The following is an 18,485-nucleotide window of genomic DNA, read 5'->3' as shown; positions in this document are numbered from 1 at the left end:
TTCTGAACACTCTCTATACTACTTAAAGTAGGCTTTTCGTTTTTCCTAAAGTATAAACTTAGATAAATCAAGCTGCTTCGAAATTGACTCAAGTTTATCTTTTACATACTTGCTGTCTATAATGAATTTTTCGCTATTTTTCTCAGAAGCAATGAAACTTATTTCATCTAAAAGCTTCTCCATGACAGTGTGAAGCCTTCTTGCGCCTATATTTTCCACTTGCCTATTAACTGTAAACGCTATTTCAGCTATGGTTTTTATACCATCATCAGTGAACTCAAGTGTCACATTTTCTGTTTTCATTAAAGCTATGTACTGCTTTAACAAACTAGATTCTGGTTCCTTTAATATTCTTATTAAATCCTCTTGAGTAAGTGCCTTAAGTTCTACCCTGATCGGTAATCTGCCCTGCAATTCCGGTAAGAGGTCAGATGGTTTAGACTGATGAAAAGCACCAGATGCAATAAATAATATATAGTCTGTTTTTACATGGCCATACTTAGTTGTAACAGTTGTTCCTTCAAGTAATGGTAACAGATCGCGTTGCACTCCTTCTCTGTTTACTTCACCTTTTACTTCTGTACGCGCTGCAATTTTGTCTATTTCATCCAAAAATACTATACCGTCATTACTAACAAGATCAATGGCTTCTTTGATTATCTTATCTTCATCCATTAGCCTTTCACTTTCTTCATTAATTAATATTTCACGCGCTTCTTTTACCTTCACCGTAATAGTTTTTGTTTTTTTGCTCCCGTTAAACATCTTGCCCATTATTTCTGTTACATTCATCACACCAACTTGCCCACCTGGCATGCCTGGTATATCGAAAGTAGGTAACATACTCTTGCTCTCTCTGACGTTAATAGAAACTTCTCCGTCCTCAAACTCTTTATTCCTCAACCTTTCTCTAAAAATTTTTTTACTCTCTTCGGTTGCATTTTCGCCTACCATAGAGTTTACTATTGTTTTCTCAGCTAAAATTAAAGCCTTTTTAGCTAAGGCTTTACGGGCTTTCTCTTTAACTAAAACTATTGCTGCATCAACTAAATCGCGTATTATCGAATCAACGTCACGTCCAACGTACCCTATTTCAGTAAACTTCGTTGCCTCAATTTTTATGAACGGTGCACCGGCAAGTTTTGCTAAGCGACGAGCTATTTCAGTTTTACCAACCCCTGTATGACCGATCATCAATATATTCTTAGGTATGATTTCATCACGCAATGGAAATGGAACCTGATTGCGACGCCAACGATTTCTGAGCGCAATAGCAACAGCACGCTTTGCATCATCCTGTCCGATTATGAATCTGTCCAATTCTTTAACTATCTTCTGTGGTGGCAGGTCATCTAACAAAACTTGAGTGCTGTCATTAACTTGAACATCGCTGTCATTTGAATCAAAACCACTCTTAGTATCTTTATAGAGGTTATCTTTTTCATCGTAGGTGTCACTACTACAAGACCACCCTTCTGAAAGGGTTATGGGCTGATTGGAAAAATTGGTGCATAAAGTTTTTTGCTTGGAAGACATATCACTCCTCTATCTTTTCAATAACTACATTATGATTTGTATAAACACATATATCGCCAGCTATCTTCATAGCCTTTTTCGCAATTTCCTCTATTGATATTCCTTTAATGTCAATTAAAGCTCTTGCTGCAGATAGAGCAAAATTTCCCCCAGAGCCAATAGCTGCGACTCCATCTTCAGGTTCAAGAACATCACCTGTTCCCGTAATTACTAATGAAATAGATTTATCTGCAACGATCATCATAGCTTCTAATTTCCTCAGATATTTATCCATTCTCCAGTCTTTTGCAAGTTCAACACATGCTCTCATTAATTGCCCTGGGTGCTTGTCAAGTTTAGATTCTAATCTTTCAAAAAGAGTAAATGCGTCGGCTGTTGCCCCGGCAAATCCAGCAATTACGGAATCACCAGAAAGACGCCTAACTTTTTTTGCTCCAGATTTTATAACAGTGTGGCCCAGTGAAACTTGTCCGTCACCTATTACTACTACACTTTTATCTTTTCTAATTGATAATATAGTAGTGCCATACATTTTATTGTTATCGTGTTGAATCATTTTTCTATCACTTTAAATAAGAATCTCATTATACTTTAATCTTTAGTCAAATTTACTAAATATGTTCAACTATAGCTTATAATATAATACCTTCCTTATAACATTTAAAGTGCAGATGCAAAACATAATTCACCCAGATTTGGAAAAAAGTATAAATAATTGGTTCGAAGCAAAATTTAATGGCCTTACATCGCCATTTTATAGCTCTATAGATCTTAGAAACTCTGGCTATAAAATCGTTCCAGTAGACGCTAATTTATTTCCTGCGGGGTTCAATAACTTAAGTGAAGAATCAAGAACGATGGCAGCAAGATTGATAAAAAGCTATTTTAAAAGACATCAATACAAAAAGGTTCTTATAATACCGGAAAATTATACACGCAATAAAATGTATATAGAAAACGTATTTGTTATAGAGAAAATACTACAACTCGCAGGTTTTGAGACTAGAATTGGCCTTTTATATAATGAAGTATACAATTTAATAGAACAGTATGAAACTGTTGTGAAAGAAAACTCTCTGCTAAAGACAACTTCAGGATTTGTGCCTGATGTTATTATACTGAACCGTGATATGACGAGCCACATTCCAGACACGCTGAAAGACGTAAAGCAAGATATAGTACCAAGCCCACTATACGGTTGGCATAGCAGGCAGAAATTTAAGTATTTTGAAATCTATCAAGAATTAGCATCTGAGTTTTGTGGCAAATTTAAAATAGACCCATGGCTAATTTCTGTGCTTACAGAGAGCTGTGATGGAGTTGATTTTGATGATGATTTGTCACTAGGAGCAGTAGCAACTAAAGTTGACCAAATATTATCTCTAGTGCAAAAAAAATACGAAGAATATAAAATAAAAACACAACCTTACGTTTTTATCAAAGCAAGCAATGGCACATATGGGATGGGCATTATAACAGCAACAAGTGGAGAGGAAATATTAAACCTCAATAAAAAAAAGCGTCATAAAATGAAAAAGATAAAAGAAGGAATAGCAATCAATAGCGTTATTATACAAGAAGGTGTACCAACCATTGACATGTTTAAAAGCAGTTCTGCAGAACCGCTAATATACTATATAGGAGATACTTCAACATGTTACTTATACCGATGTAATAGCAGAAAAGATGTATATTCTAGCTTGAATGCCACTGACTGTGAGTTTCATGATGTTAGCCAGGTTGTAGAAGGTAAAATTCTATCACTTTGGAGTATTGTTAGCAAATTAGCAGTACTAGCGTTGGCAGTAGAAATAAAATCTTTTCATCCCTAATTCTTATACCTCTACAGTGCTGTCATTAGAATGACCGTTTATATTATGAACATCATCAAGTTCAGTGGAAGGATCATCATTGACAGGTTGATTAAACAACTTATCAAGTTGAACTGCAAGAAATACTGTACTATATATTATGCTGACTGTTACGCTTAAGTTGAAATTATAGATTATACCACTACCCAAGTTTATTGGTATAGTTGGAGTTTCTATCCTTCTTAATATGAAGTTTAATAAACCTAACGACAAAGTTAATGTGCTGATAATAAGGTCCTTCTTACACTTAGCAGACTTTTCAGGATCCTTATTATCCAGATATTTCTTGCATGTATAATAATAGCTTATAGGTTCTGAAATGAACAAAAATAGGATCGTTGATGTTGAACTAATATAACTTGTTACATCTGCATTACCTCTAGCCAAAAAATGGATGACTTTCAACATCATCAATGCTTCTATGGTGCTGCTTGCAAGATTAGCCGATTTACCCACAATTTTTGCCAGCTCTTTTTTACTCTCAGGGTTTCTGTAATCCTTAATTAGATCCTGTAGAGTAAATGCAGAATGGGCAATGTATAGAATAGATGTCGGAAACTTTACTAGTCGAGCAACATTCCGTATAAGAAAGATATTGGATCTATTATTGTCAATGAACTCGCAGCAAAATTGCAGTGAAATCTTACACAATAGGGCTGTTAAACCTGTTGTGATGCAGATTACCTTCCTGAAATCATGATCATAAATATCATGCACCCTTTGTGCGAGTATGTTAGATTTCTTTTTTAGCTTATTTGGCATGAAATAGTTAATAACTTCCTGTTATTCTATCACATAAAATCCTAAAAGAAAAGCCCTATGAATCAGGACTTTAAGGGAGATTTATGCACAAATCGGCTAAGCATTTTATAAACAAGGGATCGGTACTGAGAGTTGGCACACGAAAGTAATATCCATCCTTGATAATTGCTTTATATTCTATATCAAGTTCAACTAGAGTTTCTGAATGCTCAGAAACAAAAGATATAGGTGATAGAACTACAGGTACACCATCAGCTTTTGCGCGTAATAGCTCACTTTCAGTGCTTGGCTCTAGCCATTTTACAGGACCAATCTTACTCTGATAACATATTGACCAATCTAAGTTATTGATAGCTAACTTTTCTACTATTAACTCTACGCTTCTTTCTACCTGTGAAGCGTAAGGGTCGCCCTTTTTAATGATACTAAGAGGTAAGCTATGGGCTGAAAATAGGACTCTTGGTTTACCGATTTTTCTAGCCAATTTATAGTACTTAGCTATCAGATTAGTGTGAGCTTCAATAAAATCTTGGTTATCATAATAACGGTGAATCATTTTTGTATTGCATTTTAGGCCATACCGTTTAGCATTTTTTTGCCAATTCTCGATGGATGACAGAGTTGTGGTAGTTGAATATTGTGGATACAGTGGCAGCAGAATTACTTCGTCAGGATCAAACTGTTTTACACTTTCAATAACTTCGTCAGCAAATGGACGCCAATAGCGCATGCAGATGAATACCTTGTGTACATGGTTTCTATTTTCGTTTAATTTTAGTTCTGAAGCATTAGCTTGCATTTTTGTATTCTCTAGAATTGGCGATTTACCTCCAATTTCCTCGTATATTTTTCGTGCAGTATTTTCTCGTTTCGCAGATATAAACTTTGCTAAAAGAAACCGAAAGGGATTCGGTAGATTGATTATTCTCCTGTCATAAAAAAGGTTGAATAAAAAAGGACGGACCGCATTTAGTGAATCAGGCCCGCCAAGATTAAATAAGATAACTGCCTTTTTCACCTACGCACTACTACAACAAGTTACTTCTGGGGTGCCTATAAAATTAGCTACACACTCATCAAATTTAGTTATAGGCACTAAATTTCTTACACTGGCATACAATAAGTGGCCTGATCTCTTCAGGTTACTCTTGGTGGATGTGAAGTTCCAATCGAAAAATGTATCGACAAAAAGACTTGGTACCGTTTCAAGAAGTTCAACAGCAGCTAAAGATAGCATTATACAACTTTGCAGGACATTCAGAAGAACCTTGAGGGGAAAAAGTAAAACTTTAACGAAAAGAGAGGTGCTACTTGTTTCATCCAGTAGTCGCCCTGAGTTAGGCGAATTATACTCGGTGTGTTTTCTATTTTGATCAAAGATAGGAAATTTTATAGTATCTTTCTTAAATTCCGCGTCTATTTCTTTTCTACTATGGTTAGTGATTTTTTCCATTAACTTCTCACGCAGATGAAAAGTTCTGACAATAAAACATGTGGCAATCATTAAGGAAGCACATAAAAGTGCGCATTACATGAGGCTCATACTGCCTAGCATAGCTGGCAGTGCAAAACAAACAAGCGGTGCTATGATTGTCATTTCAAGAAATGGAATAGTGTTTCTTTTCATTGCAAAGGCAGCACCTTCTTTTAATTTCGTATTATGATGTGAACTATATTCCAAATAACTTAAAAATGCCAGACTAAAAGTCAAAAACCCTTTTGTTCCACAAAAAAGTGATGACTTAAAGTTACTTACTAATTTTTTAGTAGTAGATTTAGCTTGTTTTTTAGTGGTAGGCTCAGCTTGTTTAGTAGTGTTATTTTTACAACATTCACCCATACAATACCTCCTTGATGGTTTATTCTTAACTATAAATAAAAAACTGCTTTTATCAAATCAAAATTTACAATAAAATAAATCTATAAATATACTATTTTATATAAGGAAATAATATGGCAATTGAGAGAACACTTTCGATATTAAAACCTGATGCAGTAAAAAATAATATTACAGGCAATATAAATTCCTACATCGAACAATCTGGGCTGAAAATCACAGCACAAAAAATGATGTTACTAACAAAAAAACAAGCAGAGCTGTTTTATGAAATTCATAAAGATAGGCCTTTTTTTGGGGAATTAGTAGAGTTTATGACCTCTGGTTCTGTGGTAGTTCAAGTTTTAGTTGGTGAAAATGCAGTAAGTAAATACAGACAAATCATGGGAGCTACCGATCCAAAGCAGGCAGATAAAGGCACAATCAGGGGTGATTTTGCTGATGATATTAGTGAAAATAGAGTTCACGGCTCAGATAGTCTAGAAAATGCTCGTAAGGAGATAGCTTTCTTTTTTGCTGAATGTGAGTTGGTGTAGTCAACTCAGATTGGCGTCATCCAAGTAGCTGACAACATAGAAACGAAAAAACTTCCTTGACAAACCTCGCCAGTCCCCTTATCATGAAACTGAAGCTATTGTATTTGCTTTCGCCAATCTGCAGATTAAAAGGTAAGGATTACTTAATGTATCGGCGTCTTATGTTCAATTTTTTGCAGTATATAGATACTGCATGTCTTTACAAAACTTCATCTACATCTAGATTTTTATCTAAATAAGCTGAACGCGCTTATAAAGCGTTACAAGACATCAAAAAATGCCAATACTCGACAGAGATAGTAAAAGACTAGCTAACTCGGGGATTCTTTGTCTTTTTTTCTGCTTAGTAAATTTCTTAAACATTTGCAGCGTAAGTTAGTTGCAATTAAAAGCGGCTGAATCTCGCTTGTCAAGCGTTTAAAACATAAAAAACGCCAATATTTTAAAGCGGATAATAACCCCAGGGCTTCTTTTGCCTTTTTTTTTATTTGGTAAATTTCTTAATATTTATAGCTAAAGTAATTTAAAAGTCCGTGAAGGGTGTCATGCCAGTGCTTGACACTGGCATCCAGTTTTCCATATAATCTCATCAAAAATGTTTATTTTCTAGCTACTTTTATACTTATCAACCCAGTATGCTTACTTACAATTAAAATTTCTGGATCCCAGTGTCTGGGCACTGGGATGACAGCTAGCCTGACAACCGTCATCCCGCTACGTGTTAGCGGCTAAGAGATACCGCGAATGAATCGCGGTATGACGGTTCGCGGCAGTATGACGTAGAGCTCACGTTAGCTATACTTTTATGCTTACAAACTTAATAAAATTCCTGGATCCCAGTGGGCTTTGTTGCATCGCTACTTATGAAAGGCTAACTATAATTAGGATTATAAGCAACTTATTGAAAATCTTGTTTTTTTTGCAATCAATCTGATCAAATTTAAGAATAGTAACTTGTTATTTATATTAATAAATTTAATTCTATTGAAAATAGCTAAAGCATTGAAATTCTTGAATTTTAGCCGGATTAGTGAGTGGTAGTGAAATTTCTTTTACTCAAATTTAGGTATTCACTGACCGTTCTTGTTATAAATACCAGAATAATAAGCTACTGATATTCTCCACCTTTTTTATCTTTAATCCATCATAGCTAGCGATGCAACAAAGCCATCCCAGTGTCTGGGCACTGGGATGACAAAGGAGAGCTACTCGGATGATACCTTTTTTCTACTTAGTTTGGATTATGCAAGAAGTCTATTATAATCAGGCTTTAAGTGTGCGGAAGTAATTTTTTGCGTTAGAGTAAAAAATTTTTTCTATAGCTAATCAAAGTGGGATCAAGAGAAACTTACCACTTTCTTTACAAAGGGTTTGATGTTACCATTTGACTGCCTATTCTGAATTTATTGAATGAACGTTAACATAAAGAATCTAGTTCATGCTTTCTCTAAATTGCCAAGTTTAGGGCCATCATCATCACGCAGGTTAGTTATACATTTACTCCAAAACAAAGAAAAAGTTATGCTACCACTTGCATCTTTGATTAAAGAGCTAGCAGATCTTATAATAGAGTGTGAAGTTTGCGGAAATCTAGATACTAAGTCACCTTGTTCTATTTGTACTAACCCAAAACGTGACACTAAGTTACTGTGTGTAGTAGAAGAATTAGGTGATCTATGGGCGTTTGAAAAAGGAAATATATATTCAGGTTTATACCATGTTTTGGGTGGCAGATTGTCTGCAATAAATGGCATAGGTCCAAAAGAACTCAACCTTGACACTATTCTGAAAAGAGTGACAGAGTCTAAAATTGAAGAGATAATTATCGCAATTAATCCGACATTAGAGGGCCAAGTTACTGCACAATATATAATTGAATTGCTAAAAAATTTGGATGTGAAAATATCACGCCTTGCTTGCGGCATACCAATGGGCGGAGAAATTGACTATCTTGATGAAGGAACGCTGAGGATAGCACTTACTTCAAGACAAGAATATGAGTTAAATATAAAATAAGACATGTGCTTAAAAAAACTTATATCGCTAATAACATTCAAAAAGAAAAAAATAGTGCCACCACTTAAAGTGGTGGCTTGGGAAAATAACCACCTAAACTATAAGCAATTTTCAGGTAAATTCAACACTATAATTAAAACAATTGATCAGTCTTTTACAATAATATCTTTGGAAGGATATGATGGATGGGGCAAGACGTTTTTTTTGAAAGAATGGGTAAAAGAGTTAAAACAGCAAAATGAAATTGCAGCTTATTATAGTGCATGGGATATCAATGCATTGGACCAACCACTGCCTTCTTTTTTAAATTTCCTATTTGAAGATTTATTTGTATCGTATAAAGTAAAAAGAAGTGTTATACAACAGTTCAAGAACATAAACCAAGAGCTATTTTCTCTAAACACACTAGGAAAGCTGATCAGTAAATCTCCACTTGCTATGCTTTCAGTATTTCTTGATGCTGCAAAAGAGGCTGATAAAAAAGACATAGGTTTTGTCTTGAGTGAATTAAGTCTTCTCCAAAGAAGAAAAGAGAGTACTAGAGATTTTAAAACACAGTTAGCGGATGTGGTTAATAAAATCAGAAAAGACAAAAACATTTATATAATGGTGGATAATCTTGATGTGTGCCGTCCTAAATTCGTTGTCGATTTTTTGGAATCTATAAAGTATATGCTTGATGTGGAGGGGCTGGTTTTCATTATTTCTGTAAGTAAAGATAAGAGTAATGTACAAAGAGCAATCAGCACAATACTTGGACCAAATTTTGACCTAAAATCTTTTACTGATCTCTCTTTACATTTGCCAAAACAACCGATAGAAAAATTTACAAAAGAACTATTTGAAAATATTAAATTACCGAAAAAGTCAAAAAATTTGATTGTAGATAGTTTTATATTTTATGCAGAAAGCCTGTCACTATCGTTAAAAACAATAGAATACTGCGTAAAAAAAATAAAGCTGTGTCTTCTGAATCACACAAGAGAAGAATTACCTGATCCGAATTTGTTTTCATTTTTGGTAATACTGCAATCGATAAATATTGATATATATGAGGAATTAGGTTTTTCATATCAAAGAGCATTGGAAAAAATTGAAAATGAATATAAATCTTTAGTTCTAAATGGTCAAGAAGAATGGGAAAAACTTAAAACCTCTCTAGAAACTGCTTTTGCAGAGAGGGAGTCAAAAATTAACAAAGCTATAAAGGATATACTATTTTGAAAAGATACCCTACCTTTACATATACAAAGATAGGGTAACATTTGATTAACGCCCTTTTACTATGTCATTACCTTGTTCAAACTTTCTGATTAATTCGCTTACATTGACATTAGATAATTTTTTACCTGCAGATTTGTCATTATGTGAAGCATCAGGTTTACGAAGGTCTTCCTTACTGTTACTCCTAGTAATATTACATCTAACAATGTTTGAATTATTAGACTTATCGCTTACATCTGAAATATTGCTTTTTTCACTACATGAAGACGAATTACTCGACATATTGCCTAAGCTAAAGAGCTTTTTACCTTGATAGATTGGATTCCAATCAAGTGGATTATAAGTTTTTTTGCTAGTCTCAACCTTTTGGTTATTTTGCTGTTTAGGAGAAAAACCAAGTTTTTCTCTTTCTTTCTTGCTTAGCGTTTTGAGAAATTTTACGGTTTCTAATTCATCAGTTGCTTGTACTTTATGTAAATCAAAGCTTTTTTGATGGTTATCCTGCTTAACATTTTCCATCATTTTATCTTTTATTGTTCTATCCTCATCATCAGAAGTGCTGCTACTAATATCACTGATACCACTATCCCCTGAATTGCGGCGTTGTTTGTTAGGAGTGCTATGAATGTTGTCTTCCATGAGTTTTTGCATTGTTGGGCCAAATGTTCTTCCAAGATTGCTACTCACTGTTTTATTACTATCATTTGCTTGAGAATGAGGTACATTTCGCTCAAAAATTGCTTTTATTCCAGCAAATTTAGCTTGGGAAGATTTCGGAGGAACAGGTGGGGCAACCATGCCTTTTGAGTTAATCTTTCCTTCATTTTGAGGAAAAATTTTTGGATTATTTTTTTCTACTGTAGTATTCATTTTTTTACCTCTAAACCTATTAACTAATAAAAGTATAAACTTAGAGGTATTAATTTTGTAATAACAATGCTAATAGATTACCGCAGTTTCAATAAGCATCACCAGAGGATTCTCTATATAATGCTTAAAGGCATTTAAAAACTTTGCTCCGAGTGCCCCATCAACTGCTCTATGGTCAACAGAGAGCGTTACTGTCATTATTTCTGCTATTTCTATTTTCTCATTCATAACAATTGGTTGTTTTTTAGATGCACCAACTGCCATAATGCAAGATTGCGGCGGATTGATTATAGCACTGAAGGCTTTTATACCAAACATCCCTAAGTTGGAGATAGTAAACCCTCCTCCTTGAAACTCTTCAGGTTTCAATTTTCCAGATCTTGCTCTGCTTACTAAATCTTTCACTTCTTTTGATATAGATAAAATACCCTTTTTATCAGCATTTTTTACTATAGGAGTAATTAGCCCATCTTCAAGTGCCACAGCGATTGAAATATCTATATTTGAATATCTCAGTATTTTATTATCTATCCACGAAGAATTTATATCAGGAAATTTTTTCATGCTGAAAGCTGCAGCTTTTATGATTAGATCATTAATTGTTACTTTATTGTTTTCATCTGCTGAGTTAATCTCGTTTTTTAACGATATTAACTTATCAACCTGGCAGTCTACAGTTAAATAAAAATGTGGAACATTCTGTTTTGATTCAGTCAGGCGCTGTGCTATCACTTGGCGCATGTTGCTTACTTCAACTATGGTATCTTTCTCAGGACTTTCAGTATGTATACCACTGCCTAAAAACTCCAACACATCAGCCTTAATTATGCGACCATATGGTCCTGTACCTTTTAATTGCTGCACATTAACCCCTTCATTTTGAGCTATTTTCTTAGCTAATGGGCTTATTTTTGTTCTACCTTCTGCATAACCCTCTGTCATCTGAGTAGCTGACACTGGGATCCATTCTTCTTTTCTAGATCCCAGTGTCAAGCACTGGGATGACATTGAGGGGTTGGATTCCAGCGTCACGCGCTGGAATGACACCGAAGAATGACTTATTGGCTTTCCGTTTAAATCTTGGTGTTCTGATTTTTGATTATCAACAGCACTTTTTGTCACTTCCTTTTTAACTGCACTATTGATGGAAGTTGAAGTATAGTTGTTAAGTGCACTTTCATCTTCTCCTTCTTCCAGCATTAAAGCTATTGGTTGATTTACAGGCACGCCACTTGTTCCTTCTGTTACTAAAATTTTTGCTAAAACTCCTTCATCTATAGATTCAAACTCCATTATGGCTTTATCAGTCTCTATCTCAGCAATTACGTCGCCTACTTCAACTTTGTCTTGTTCTTTTTTATGCCACTTTACAATTTTTCCTCCAGCTTTGCTCATTGTTGGTGAAAGAGCAGGCATTAATATTTCTATAGGCATTGATTTTGCATTTAAAGATCTATTCAATTTTTAATTTACTCTTTATCTTATGTCAACCTAATCGTGAATTATGATGAATAAGTCTGTTACACTATCCCTCACGTTATCCCAGTGCGTAACACTGGGATCTTGGTTCAGTACTATTATCCTATTGTTTTTATTATTTAGCCATAGCTTGTTTGCTAACAACTTTGTTTCAACCAAATCAAATAAGATCAACATGAGAACGGGGCCAGGGTTTCACTATCCTGTAAAATGGATATACACTTGCAAAAATCTGCCCCTGAAAGTGATAGAAGAGTTTGAGAGTTGGAAAAAGGTCTGCGATATAGATGAAGACTGCGGATGGATAAAAGGCAATCTTCTTAGTGATAAGCGCTACGCGATTGTAAAAGAAGATACTTATGGATATCAAAAACAGAGTGTAGACAGCAAGATTACTATGAAAATAGACAAGTTTGTTGTGATGAAGATAGAAAAATGCAACGAAGAATGGTGCTTTCTTTCCACCCCAAAACGCAAAGCATGGGTACAAAAAAAACATATATATGGGGTTGATTAGGTTGACAAAAGATCTGAATTAACACTAGTTTCTGGGCCTTCTGTAGCATGCTCTTCAGATGAAGCAGAGGGTTCTTGAGGCTCTGGAGACTGTACAGGGCTATCACAGAAACTCCTTAACATCTCCTCAGCGGATGAATCTAAAATTTGTACAATAGACTTTTCACTCTGCTCTTTTAGCGATTGATCCACTCTAGAAATCAACTCAGAAAACTCGCTACCTGATTTTTCAGCTTCACTTTTTATTTTACTTTCTATGCTTGCAATATTACCTTGGTCAATTTCTTCTTTTGTTATGTTGAATGACTTTGCAACATCTTGATATCCAATCTTGCAATTTCCACAACCAATTATGCAAAAAGTAATAGAATCAGATATTTCGCTTGCAGCCCAATTATGTATAGTGTAAGCCAAATAATTGTCATGGTATTTAATGCTAAATTGTTGTTCTATTAACTCAGAAATTTTATTCTTTAGAGACATAAAGCACCCTCCTACATTCGTTATACCTTTTTGTTAAGATACAGCAATTACACCATTTACTACATGCTTTACTTTAATTAATTATTAAAACAAGAGCATCATTTCCAGAGCTATATCTTTTTACCTTGATAATTCTTTTTTGACTTCCTCTTTAATTATCCCACTTATATTCACGTTAAGATCCCCTACCCAAAAATCAGTCATAGTTTCAAGATCGTATAGATTCTCTATTACTTTTTTAATAGCAGCATTTATTTCTTCTTCGTCAAATTCCTTTATAATAGGTCTAATCTTCACATACCCTGGAGAGCCTTTACCATCAATTCCTTTGCTTTTATTAATGCAGCCACCTGCACCAGATCTACTGCTTCTCAAACCACTTCCACACTCTACTGTTTCATACTTGATTTCACCATTTTCTATATATGCTATTTGATTGTCTTGTGTAGACTTCAGTTTATCTGCCTTTACAATTTTCTCCTCTAGCTTTAAATCTTGCTTATGAATTACTGTTTCCTCATAACCCTTACCACCGTATGTTCTATACTCACCTCCACCTGCAACAGTAATCAGTTGCTGGCAATGTTGCTTCTGCGAATTGCACATTTCTATGAAAACAGGTCCCCCGTCCTTATCTGAGAAGTTACTTTCCTGGTTACCCCCTCCCTCTGTGACTTGCACCTTAATTATAGGATAATTAGGATCGATTTTCAGTTTAGCTTTAATATAATCTCCTGGCATCCCTACTCTGCTTTCAGTAGAATGGCATTTTTGATTGTCACAGCCACTACCTTGTATATGACCTGCTTCACCACTTCCCCACGCTTCTATTTTAATACGATCAAATTTTATTGATAAGTCATCTGTATAAACATCTTTATTTTTATGATCATAGGATTTTTCATTATTTTTTTCAAGATCTGGTTTCTTATTTTTCAGATGTTCCTTGATTATCTCTTTTAATTTTTCTTTTAATTTCTTTTTGAGACCTTCTAAATCGAACCTACACAATTTATCAGCGTAAAAAACCTCTGTTCTGTTTGCTTTAACCAGTTGATCTTTTAATTGTGTACACTTTCGTACTTCATTTTTTTCATCTCTTAATACTTTACCATCCTTATCTTTACAATCCACTTCCTCATACCTTAAGTAGAACGGCTTATCATCTTCATTTTTATTCAAATATTGTTTTGAACGGCTACACTTTCCATCAAAGCAGATGCAACCATCATCACCTTGCTCACATCCTTCTTTATGCTCTACACCCGTCAATTTGTATACTACTTTCAGTCCTTCACCAGATTTTAATTTTTCGTCTATTTTGCTATCTTTCTTCACACAATAACTGCATTCTTCCTTCTTCTGCTCATTTTCATCAGGGAAGAAAACATACTCTTGCTTATTAAATATTATTTTATCCAACCTCTCTTGAGTTTCTTTCAAAGGGTAAACTATTTCCTTGCTTGGAAGATAATAGAACTGATTTGATTCCTTGGAGTAAACAGCATTGTATTTAGTATATCTTGTTCCCATTAATTTTAGTGGTATTATTTTATTTTCTCTTTTAAGAACAAACTCCTCTGGTTCTGGCTGCCATCCAGAAAGACAAAGCATTTTACTGTTAGAATTTCCTTTATACTTTACTTCTATTTCCGGCTGCCCAGAGTTATTAAATTCACATTGAATAGATTTGTCTTTTAACTTTTTCTCAAAATCATTAAAACTATAAAAACTTCCGCCTTTAGAACATTTAATTTGCACATCAGGAACATAGCCATATTCTTTCAGAACTTTAAATTGTTGCGGATTACTTTCTAATATACCTTCTATAATATTATCAATATTACTATCAGTTGTTTTTGCTACTATTGCTGGTTTTACTACTTTTAAAGATAGGGGGCCAATGTTTATAGGATGGTTGAGGTCAGTATTAACATTAAAAGTACAGGAACCATTACTATAGGTTCCATGTGCTTTAGCACAAGTGCTCTCACTCATCTTCATTTCTACTTTCAATGTATTTGCATTTACTATCTCCACTATCTCAGGTTCTGGAGCAGGTGGTGCAGGAAAACAGCGGATGAACTGTGGATTGTTTTCATCTATACTTTGAGTTCCAAGGTATTCAGCGCAGAGCTTATCTTTTTCTCTATAAGTTTTGAAGTAGTACGTGATGCCATCTTTGTCTAAAATAGAGCGCCACTCAGCTTTATTTTCTCCATACCCTTTAGGGAAATCTAATTTTTCTCCAATCTCTCCGTCTCTTCCTTTCAGATCACCAATGATTACCTTAACCTTAGGATTAAAGTAATCATTGTCTTTATCTGTTATAGGAGCAATTCTAACTTGTGGAAGCGACATTGCAAGTTGTTCACAAAATGGAGGGGGGCCAGGTGCAAGTGGAACAGGAGCACATTTTACTGCCGTTTGGTAGCAGGTATCACAGACTTTTTCCATCTCCCCAGGACGGAAAATATTCTCACCCGAAAATACTCTAGAACCCCATGAAGAAATTCCTGAAATACAAGCCCCTTTTTGACTGCAAGCACATATTTTAGGAGAGTTAGCGAATCTTCTTTTTTCCTCATCAGTAACACCGTCTGCCCATTCCCATTTAAGACCCCGAGCAATTTCTCCTCCAGCTTTTGTTTTATCTCCTTCCCAGTCGATAAAAGCTGCAGCAGAAACTCCAGCTCCTGTACCTTGCGTTCCATATATCTGGCGGCAGGATTCCCCACTTTGTAAGTCATAACAATAACTTTGTCCATCATAAGCACATACTCTAATTTTGGGATTAAAGTAACCATCAACTCCTTGATCTTTTATTGCTTGCACCTTAATTTCCTTTACCCAATCTCCACCAACTATTGCTTCCCACCAAGTATTACTTTCTACAAATGTTGGACAATCAGCATATCCTTGATACGAAAGACCAAGTATCAAAAAAAATATCAATAAGAAATTAAGCCTTACACTTCTCATAAAATACCGGTAACCACTCATTAACTTCTTCTCCTTTTTCTTTTATTGCCTCATACATATACTTTATAGTCTCTTTGTTAGCTGAAAGTACATGTATTTCTTGCATATCCTTCAAATCCAGATTTAAGGTTACTAATCCTTTGTACTGTTTTATCAAAAATAAACCTTCCTGTGTTGGCGTCTGCAGAATTATATTCAGCTCCTCTTTCGATAGAGAAAATGCCTTCATGTATAATCTATTTGCATTGACGTTCGGCATCAAGATTCTTGTATCAACATGTTTATCTAAATATTGAGTAAATTTGCTAGCAAATGCGAGATTTAAATTCTCAGTACTTAGGATTACTACAACATTTAGTTCCGTCATTCTTTGCATCCAGTTATCAAACTCTTTCTCTGTAGGAAAAATATTACTTATCTCCCATGCTTCATCCAAAACAAGTATTGCAGGCGAGCCATCACATTTTGCCTCAAAAGAATATAAAAAATAGTAAAGTATCACGGACATACATTCCTTTTGTTTTGTAAGGTTTGCGGTGTTGAGAGATATAATTTTTGTTTCCCAGTCAATATCTGATTCATCACCATCTTGAAATAAGTAAGCAAAGTCACCATCGTCACACCATCTACTTATCTTACCCCCAAGGAGCAAGAGCACCTCAGAAATTTGTGAAATAGAACGTGATTCCTTGGGTATAGCAAATATAGAATCCACAATTTTTCTTATCTTTTCTTCTACGTCCACCAAGCTCGTATCGGCTACCATTCTTCTGATCAGTTCAACCAACATATTGCGATTGGAAGCACTATCTTCAATGTTTAGTGGATTAAATTTTAGGCTTTTGTCCTTATATTTTGGATCGATTATGTAATATTTACCACTCACTGCTTTAGTAAAAATTATTGATTTTCCAGTGTTATCCAATATGACAATTCTTGGGTTAAACTTTCTTGATTCTGATAATAGAAAATTAATGAGTGAAGTTCTGCCTGAATTTGGAGCTCCGAGTATCGTAGTATGGCCATTATTTCTTCTTCCATGAAAATTAAAGAAGTAAGGATTTCCTTTTTTTGAAAAAAAAATCATTACCGCTTCTTTCCACCTTCTTCCTTTTAATGTACCTGACGTAAAATCGTGCAGCATAGCAAAGCTGCAAGCGTATTTTGTTAAGATATTTTTCGGTTGCGTAATAAAAGCAAAATTGCCTGGAAGTTGTGCCCAAAAATGACTTTCCATATGTAAATCAGTTCTAAACATCATGAAGCCAACTAATGACATTATAGAAGATAAATCACTAATACTTTCAGCTAACTTATTCCTATCATCTGCAAATATTGTAAAAATAATTTTCTGTTGGCAGAAGTCTATACTAGAGGTCTTTTCAAGCTCTATTATTTCTTCAATTCCTGAGCTTTTAAGTAAGGTACTATCCTCACTAATTTGCAGCATGTTGATTTGTTTTTTAAATTCTTTTATTGCTTTGTTATTACTAGTAAATATCATTATTTCTGTAATGATAAATTCAGATTCAAGCTGCAAGCATCTATCTATATTACCTAAAGAGATTTCCCGGTATTCTTTTATGCTGAAAATAGAGCCAAATTTCTGTTGATTTTCAAATATTGTTTGAAACGTATTGAAACCAAAAGCTATTTTAAAATTTCTAATATATTGCGACAGGTCCCTTTCATGTATTGGATAATCTTTGTGCGTTAATGTAACAATATAGTGGAGAAATTCTATCATTTCAGAATATATTTTACCTTCACTAAACCTTAGACTCAGTTTTTTAGCTCCAAAAGGTCCTAAATCATTTTGAATTACGTCAGTTATCTTTTGCAACTCCTGATGGCTTTCTTGTAAAGACAACTTATGCTTATTCTTTATTCTATTGAAAAAAAACGAATTATTAGTATGCTTGCCAAAATCGCTAAACAATATTACAATGTATAGTTCATTTATATACTGTAATTTACTATCAGTTAGTTTATTAAACCACGTTGAATGTAGGTTGTCAGAGAAGTCTTCAGTTTTATTCCATTTCAAGCTCAGTTTATTGCGCTTTCTAACGGTATGAATCCAAACGGTAAAACACAGGCTATTAATATTTTTTGATATGCTTTTTCTAATTTCAGTTCTGAGGTCGCTGTAGTTATCAACAGAAGAATAATCTTCTAACTTGATTATTTTTAACAATTCTCCCTGTTTTGTTAGTATGGTTTCTTCATCGTAATGACAAGCATAAGGAACAAAATCTAAATCAATGCTTTCTAGTAATGCTAAGTTGTTCTTTTTTTTAAGCTTAGAGTTAACTGTTGGTACTTTTAACTGCATATGCGTATTCAATAAAGATAATTAAAAAAGATAAAAAT

The 18,485-nt window shown here is 34.4% G+C and carries 15 protein-coding genes and 1 pseudogene; 5 read left to right on the top strand and 11 right to left on the bottom strand.

The window, feature by feature from the left end; translation table 11 throughout:
• Nucleotides 1-45 precede the first annotated feature (45 nt).
• On the bottom strand, nt 46-1,536 hold the full coding sequence (hslU, locus tag L0Z58_RS05880) for an ATP-dependent protease ATPase subunit HslU (protein WP_041580658.1): 1,491 nt from the start codon (nt 1,534-1,536) through the stop codon (nt 46-48).
• Nucleotide 1,537: 1 nt separating this feature from the next.
• Nucleotides 1,538-2,092, bottom strand: coding sequence for an ATP-dependent protease subunit HslV (gene hslV, locus L0Z58_RS05875; RefSeq protein WP_006280198.1), 555 nt, complete (start codon nt 2,090-2,092; stop codon nt 1,538-1,540).
• 115 nt (nt 2,093-2,207) lie between these two features.
• Between hslV and gshA the strand changes: the two genes are divergently transcribed.
• Nucleotides 2,208-3,368 (top strand): glutamate--cysteine ligase, encoded by a 1,161-nt coding sequence (gshA, locus tag L0Z58_RS05870; RefSeq protein ID WP_010963085.1) that lies wholly within the window; start codon nt 2,208-2,210, stop codon nt 3,366-3,368.
• Between the two features lie 3 nt (nt 3,369-3,371).
• Here the strand turns inward: gshA and L0Z58_RS05865 are convergent, their stop codons facing one another.
• The 3 genes and pseudogenes from L0Z58_RS05865 to L0Z58_RS06845 all read right to left on the bottom strand — a co-directional run bounded on the left by L0Z58_RS05865 (nt 3,372) and on the right by L0Z58_RS06845 (nt 6,009).
• Nucleotides 3,372-4,169 (bottom strand): hypothetical protein, encoded by a 798-nt coding sequence (locus tag L0Z58_RS05865; protein WP_010963084.1) that lies wholly within the window; start codon nt 4,167-4,169, stop codon nt 3,372-3,374.
• A gap of 70 nt (nt 4,170-4,239) precedes the next feature.
• The gene (gene hemH, locus L0Z58_RS05860) at nt 4,240-5,187 is read right to left on the bottom strand and encodes a ferrochelatase (RefSeq protein WP_010082099.1); all 948 of its coding nucleotides are present in this window, start codon (nt 5,185-5,187) and stop codon (nt 4,240-4,242) included.
• A pseudogene (locus L0Z58_RS06845) lies at nt 5,188-6,009 on the bottom strand (hypothetical protein).
• A gap of 113 nt (nt 6,010-6,122) precedes the next feature.
• Between L0Z58_RS06845 and ndk the strand changes: the two are divergent.
• The gene (gene ndk, locus L0Z58_RS05845; RefSeq protein WP_010082097.1) at nt 6,123-6,542 is read left to right on the top strand and encodes a nucleoside-diphosphate kinase; all 420 of its coding nucleotides are present in this window, start codon (nt 6,123-6,125) and stop codon (nt 6,540-6,542) included.
• A 599-nt stretch (nt 6,543-7,141) separates the two neighbouring features.
• Here ndk and L0Z58_RS05840 read toward each other — a convergent pair.
• Complete coding sequence (locus L0Z58_RS05840; protein ID WP_080717651.1) at nt 7,142-7,252, bottom strand: WPE palindromic element domain-containing protein; 111 nt, start codon at nt 7,250-7,252, stop codon at nt 7,142-7,144.
• 700 nt (nt 7,253-7,952) lie between these two features.
• Between L0Z58_RS05840 and recR the strand changes: the two genes are divergently transcribed.
• Complete coding sequence (recR, locus tag L0Z58_RS05835; protein WP_010963080.1) at nt 7,953-8,558, top strand: recombination mediator RecR; 606 nt, start codon at nt 7,953-7,955, stop codon at nt 8,556-8,558.
• Between the two features lie 3 nt (nt 8,559-8,561).
• Nucleotides 8,562-9,782: a KAP family P-loop NTPase fold protein gene (locus tag L0Z58_RS05830; RefSeq protein ID WP_010082095.1), complete on the top strand. Its 1,221-nt coding sequence runs from the start codon at nt 8,562-8,564 to the stop codon at nt 9,780-9,782.
• Between the two features lie 45 nt (nt 9,783-9,827).
• Here the strand turns inward: L0Z58_RS05830 and L0Z58_RS05825 are convergent, their stop codons facing one another.
• Entirely contained in the window at nt 9,828-10,652 is an 825-nt protein-coding gene (locus L0Z58_RS05825; protein WP_007550761.1) for a hypothetical protein, read from the bottom strand.
• Between the two features lie 69 nt (nt 10,653-10,721).
• Nucleotides 10,722-12,086 (bottom strand): pyruvate dehydrogenase complex dihydrolipoamide acetyltransferase, encoded by a 1,365-nt coding sequence (locus L0Z58_RS05820; protein WP_010963079.1) that lies wholly within the window; start codon nt 12,084-12,086, stop codon nt 10,722-10,724.
• 73 nt (nt 12,087-12,159) lie between these two features.
• Between L0Z58_RS05820 and L0Z58_RS05815 the strand changes: the two genes are divergently transcribed.
• Nucleotides 12,160-12,648 (top strand): SH3 domain-containing protein, encoded by a 489-nt coding sequence (locus L0Z58_RS05815; protein WP_006280060.1) that lies wholly within the window; start codon nt 12,160-12,162, stop codon nt 12,646-12,648.
• On the opposite strand, the gene L0Z58_RS05810 is transcribed toward L0Z58_RS05815, so the two are convergent.
• The 3 genes from L0Z58_RS05810 to L0Z58_RS05800 all read right to left on the bottom strand — a co-directional run bounded on the left by L0Z58_RS05810 (nt 12,645) and on the right by L0Z58_RS05800 (nt 18,447).
• Complete coding sequence (locus L0Z58_RS05810; protein WP_010082090.1) at nt 12,645-13,130, bottom strand: WBM0748 family T4SS-associated protein; 486 nt, start codon at nt 13,128-13,130, stop codon at nt 12,645-12,647. The two genes, L0Z58_RS05815 and L0Z58_RS05810, sit on opposite strands and share 4 nt — an antisense overlap.
• Before the next feature lie 120 nt (nt 13,131-13,250).
• A complete protein-coding gene (locus tag L0Z58_RS05805) occupies nt 13,251-16,112 on the bottom strand; it encodes a hypothetical protein (protein ID WP_022626147.1) in 2,862 nt (953 codons plus the stop codon).
• Complete coding sequence (locus L0Z58_RS05800) at nt 16,093-18,447, bottom strand: VirB4 family type IV secretion/conjugal transfer ATPase (protein ID WP_022626146.1); 2,355 nt, start codon at nt 18,445-18,447, stop codon at nt 16,093-16,095. The genes L0Z58_RS05805 and L0Z58_RS05800 overlap by 20 nt, the downstream gene beginning before the upstream one ends.
• Between the last annotated feature and the right edge of the window lie 38 nt (nt 18,448-18,485).

This window comes from Wolbachia endosymbiont of Aedes aegypti (assembly GCF_021496215.1).
Lineage (GTDB): Bacteria > Pseudomonadota > Alphaproteobacteria > Rickettsiales > Anaplasmataceae > Wolbachia > Wolbachia pipientis.
The sequence above is the reverse complement of the archived record's forward strand: the minus strand, read 5'-3'. Positions and strand labels throughout refer to the sequence as shown.

Bases quoted from the DNA above. Each gene is read 5' to 3' on its own strand.
- L0Z58_RS05805 (WP_022626147.1), bottom strand. From the start codon at position 16,112: ATGAGAAGTGTAAGGCTTAATTTCTTATTGATATTTTTTTTGATACTT.
- L0Z58_RS05815 (WP_006280060.1), top strand. From the start codon at position 12,160: ATGAATAAGTCTGTTACACTATCCCTCACGTTATCCCAGTGCGTAACA.
- hslU (WP_041580658.1), bottom strand. From the start codon at position 1,536: ATGTCTTCCAAGCAAAAAACTTTATGCACCAATTTTTCCAATCAGCCC.
- L0Z58_RS05800 (WP_022626146.1), bottom strand. From the start codon at position 18,447: ATGCAGTTAAAAGTACCAACAGTTAACTCTAAGCTTAAAAAAAAGAAC.
- recR (WP_010963080.1), top strand. From the start codon at position 7,953: ATGAACGTTAACATAAAGAATCTAGTTCATGCTTTCTCTAAATTGCCA.
- ndk (WP_010082097.1), top strand. From the start codon at position 6,123: ATGGCAATTGAGAGAACACTTTCGATATTAAAACCTGATGCAGTAAAA.
- L0Z58_RS05830 (WP_010082095.1), top strand. From the start codon at position 8,562: ATGTGCTTAAAAAAACTTATATCGCTAATAACATTCAAAAAGAAAAAA.
- L0Z58_RS05820 (WP_010963079.1), bottom strand. From the start codon at position 12,086: ATGCCTATAGAAATATTAATGCCTGCTCTTTCACCAACAATGAGCAAA.
- L0Z58_RS05840 (WP_080717651.1), bottom strand. From the start codon at position 7,252: ATGACGGTTGTCAGGCTAGCTGTCATCCCAGTGCCCAGACACTGGGAT.
- hslV (WP_006280198.1), bottom strand. From the start codon at position 2,092: ATGATTCAACACGATAACAATAAAATGTATGGCACTACTATATTATCA.
- L0Z58_RS05865 (WP_010963084.1), bottom strand. From the start codon at position 4,169: ATGCCAAATAAGCTAAAAAAGAAATCTAACATACTCGCACAAAGGGTG.
- L0Z58_RS05825 (WP_007550761.1), bottom strand. From the start codon at position 10,652: ATGAATACTACAGTAGAAAAAAATAATCCAAAAATTTTTCCTCAAAAT.
- gshA (WP_010963085.1), top strand. From the start codon at position 2,208: ATGCAAAACATAATTCACCCAGATTTGGAAAAAAGTATAAATAATTGG.
- L0Z58_RS05810 (WP_010082090.1), bottom strand. From the start codon at position 13,130: ATGTCTCTAAAGAATAAAATTTCTGAGTTAATAGAACAACAATTTAGC.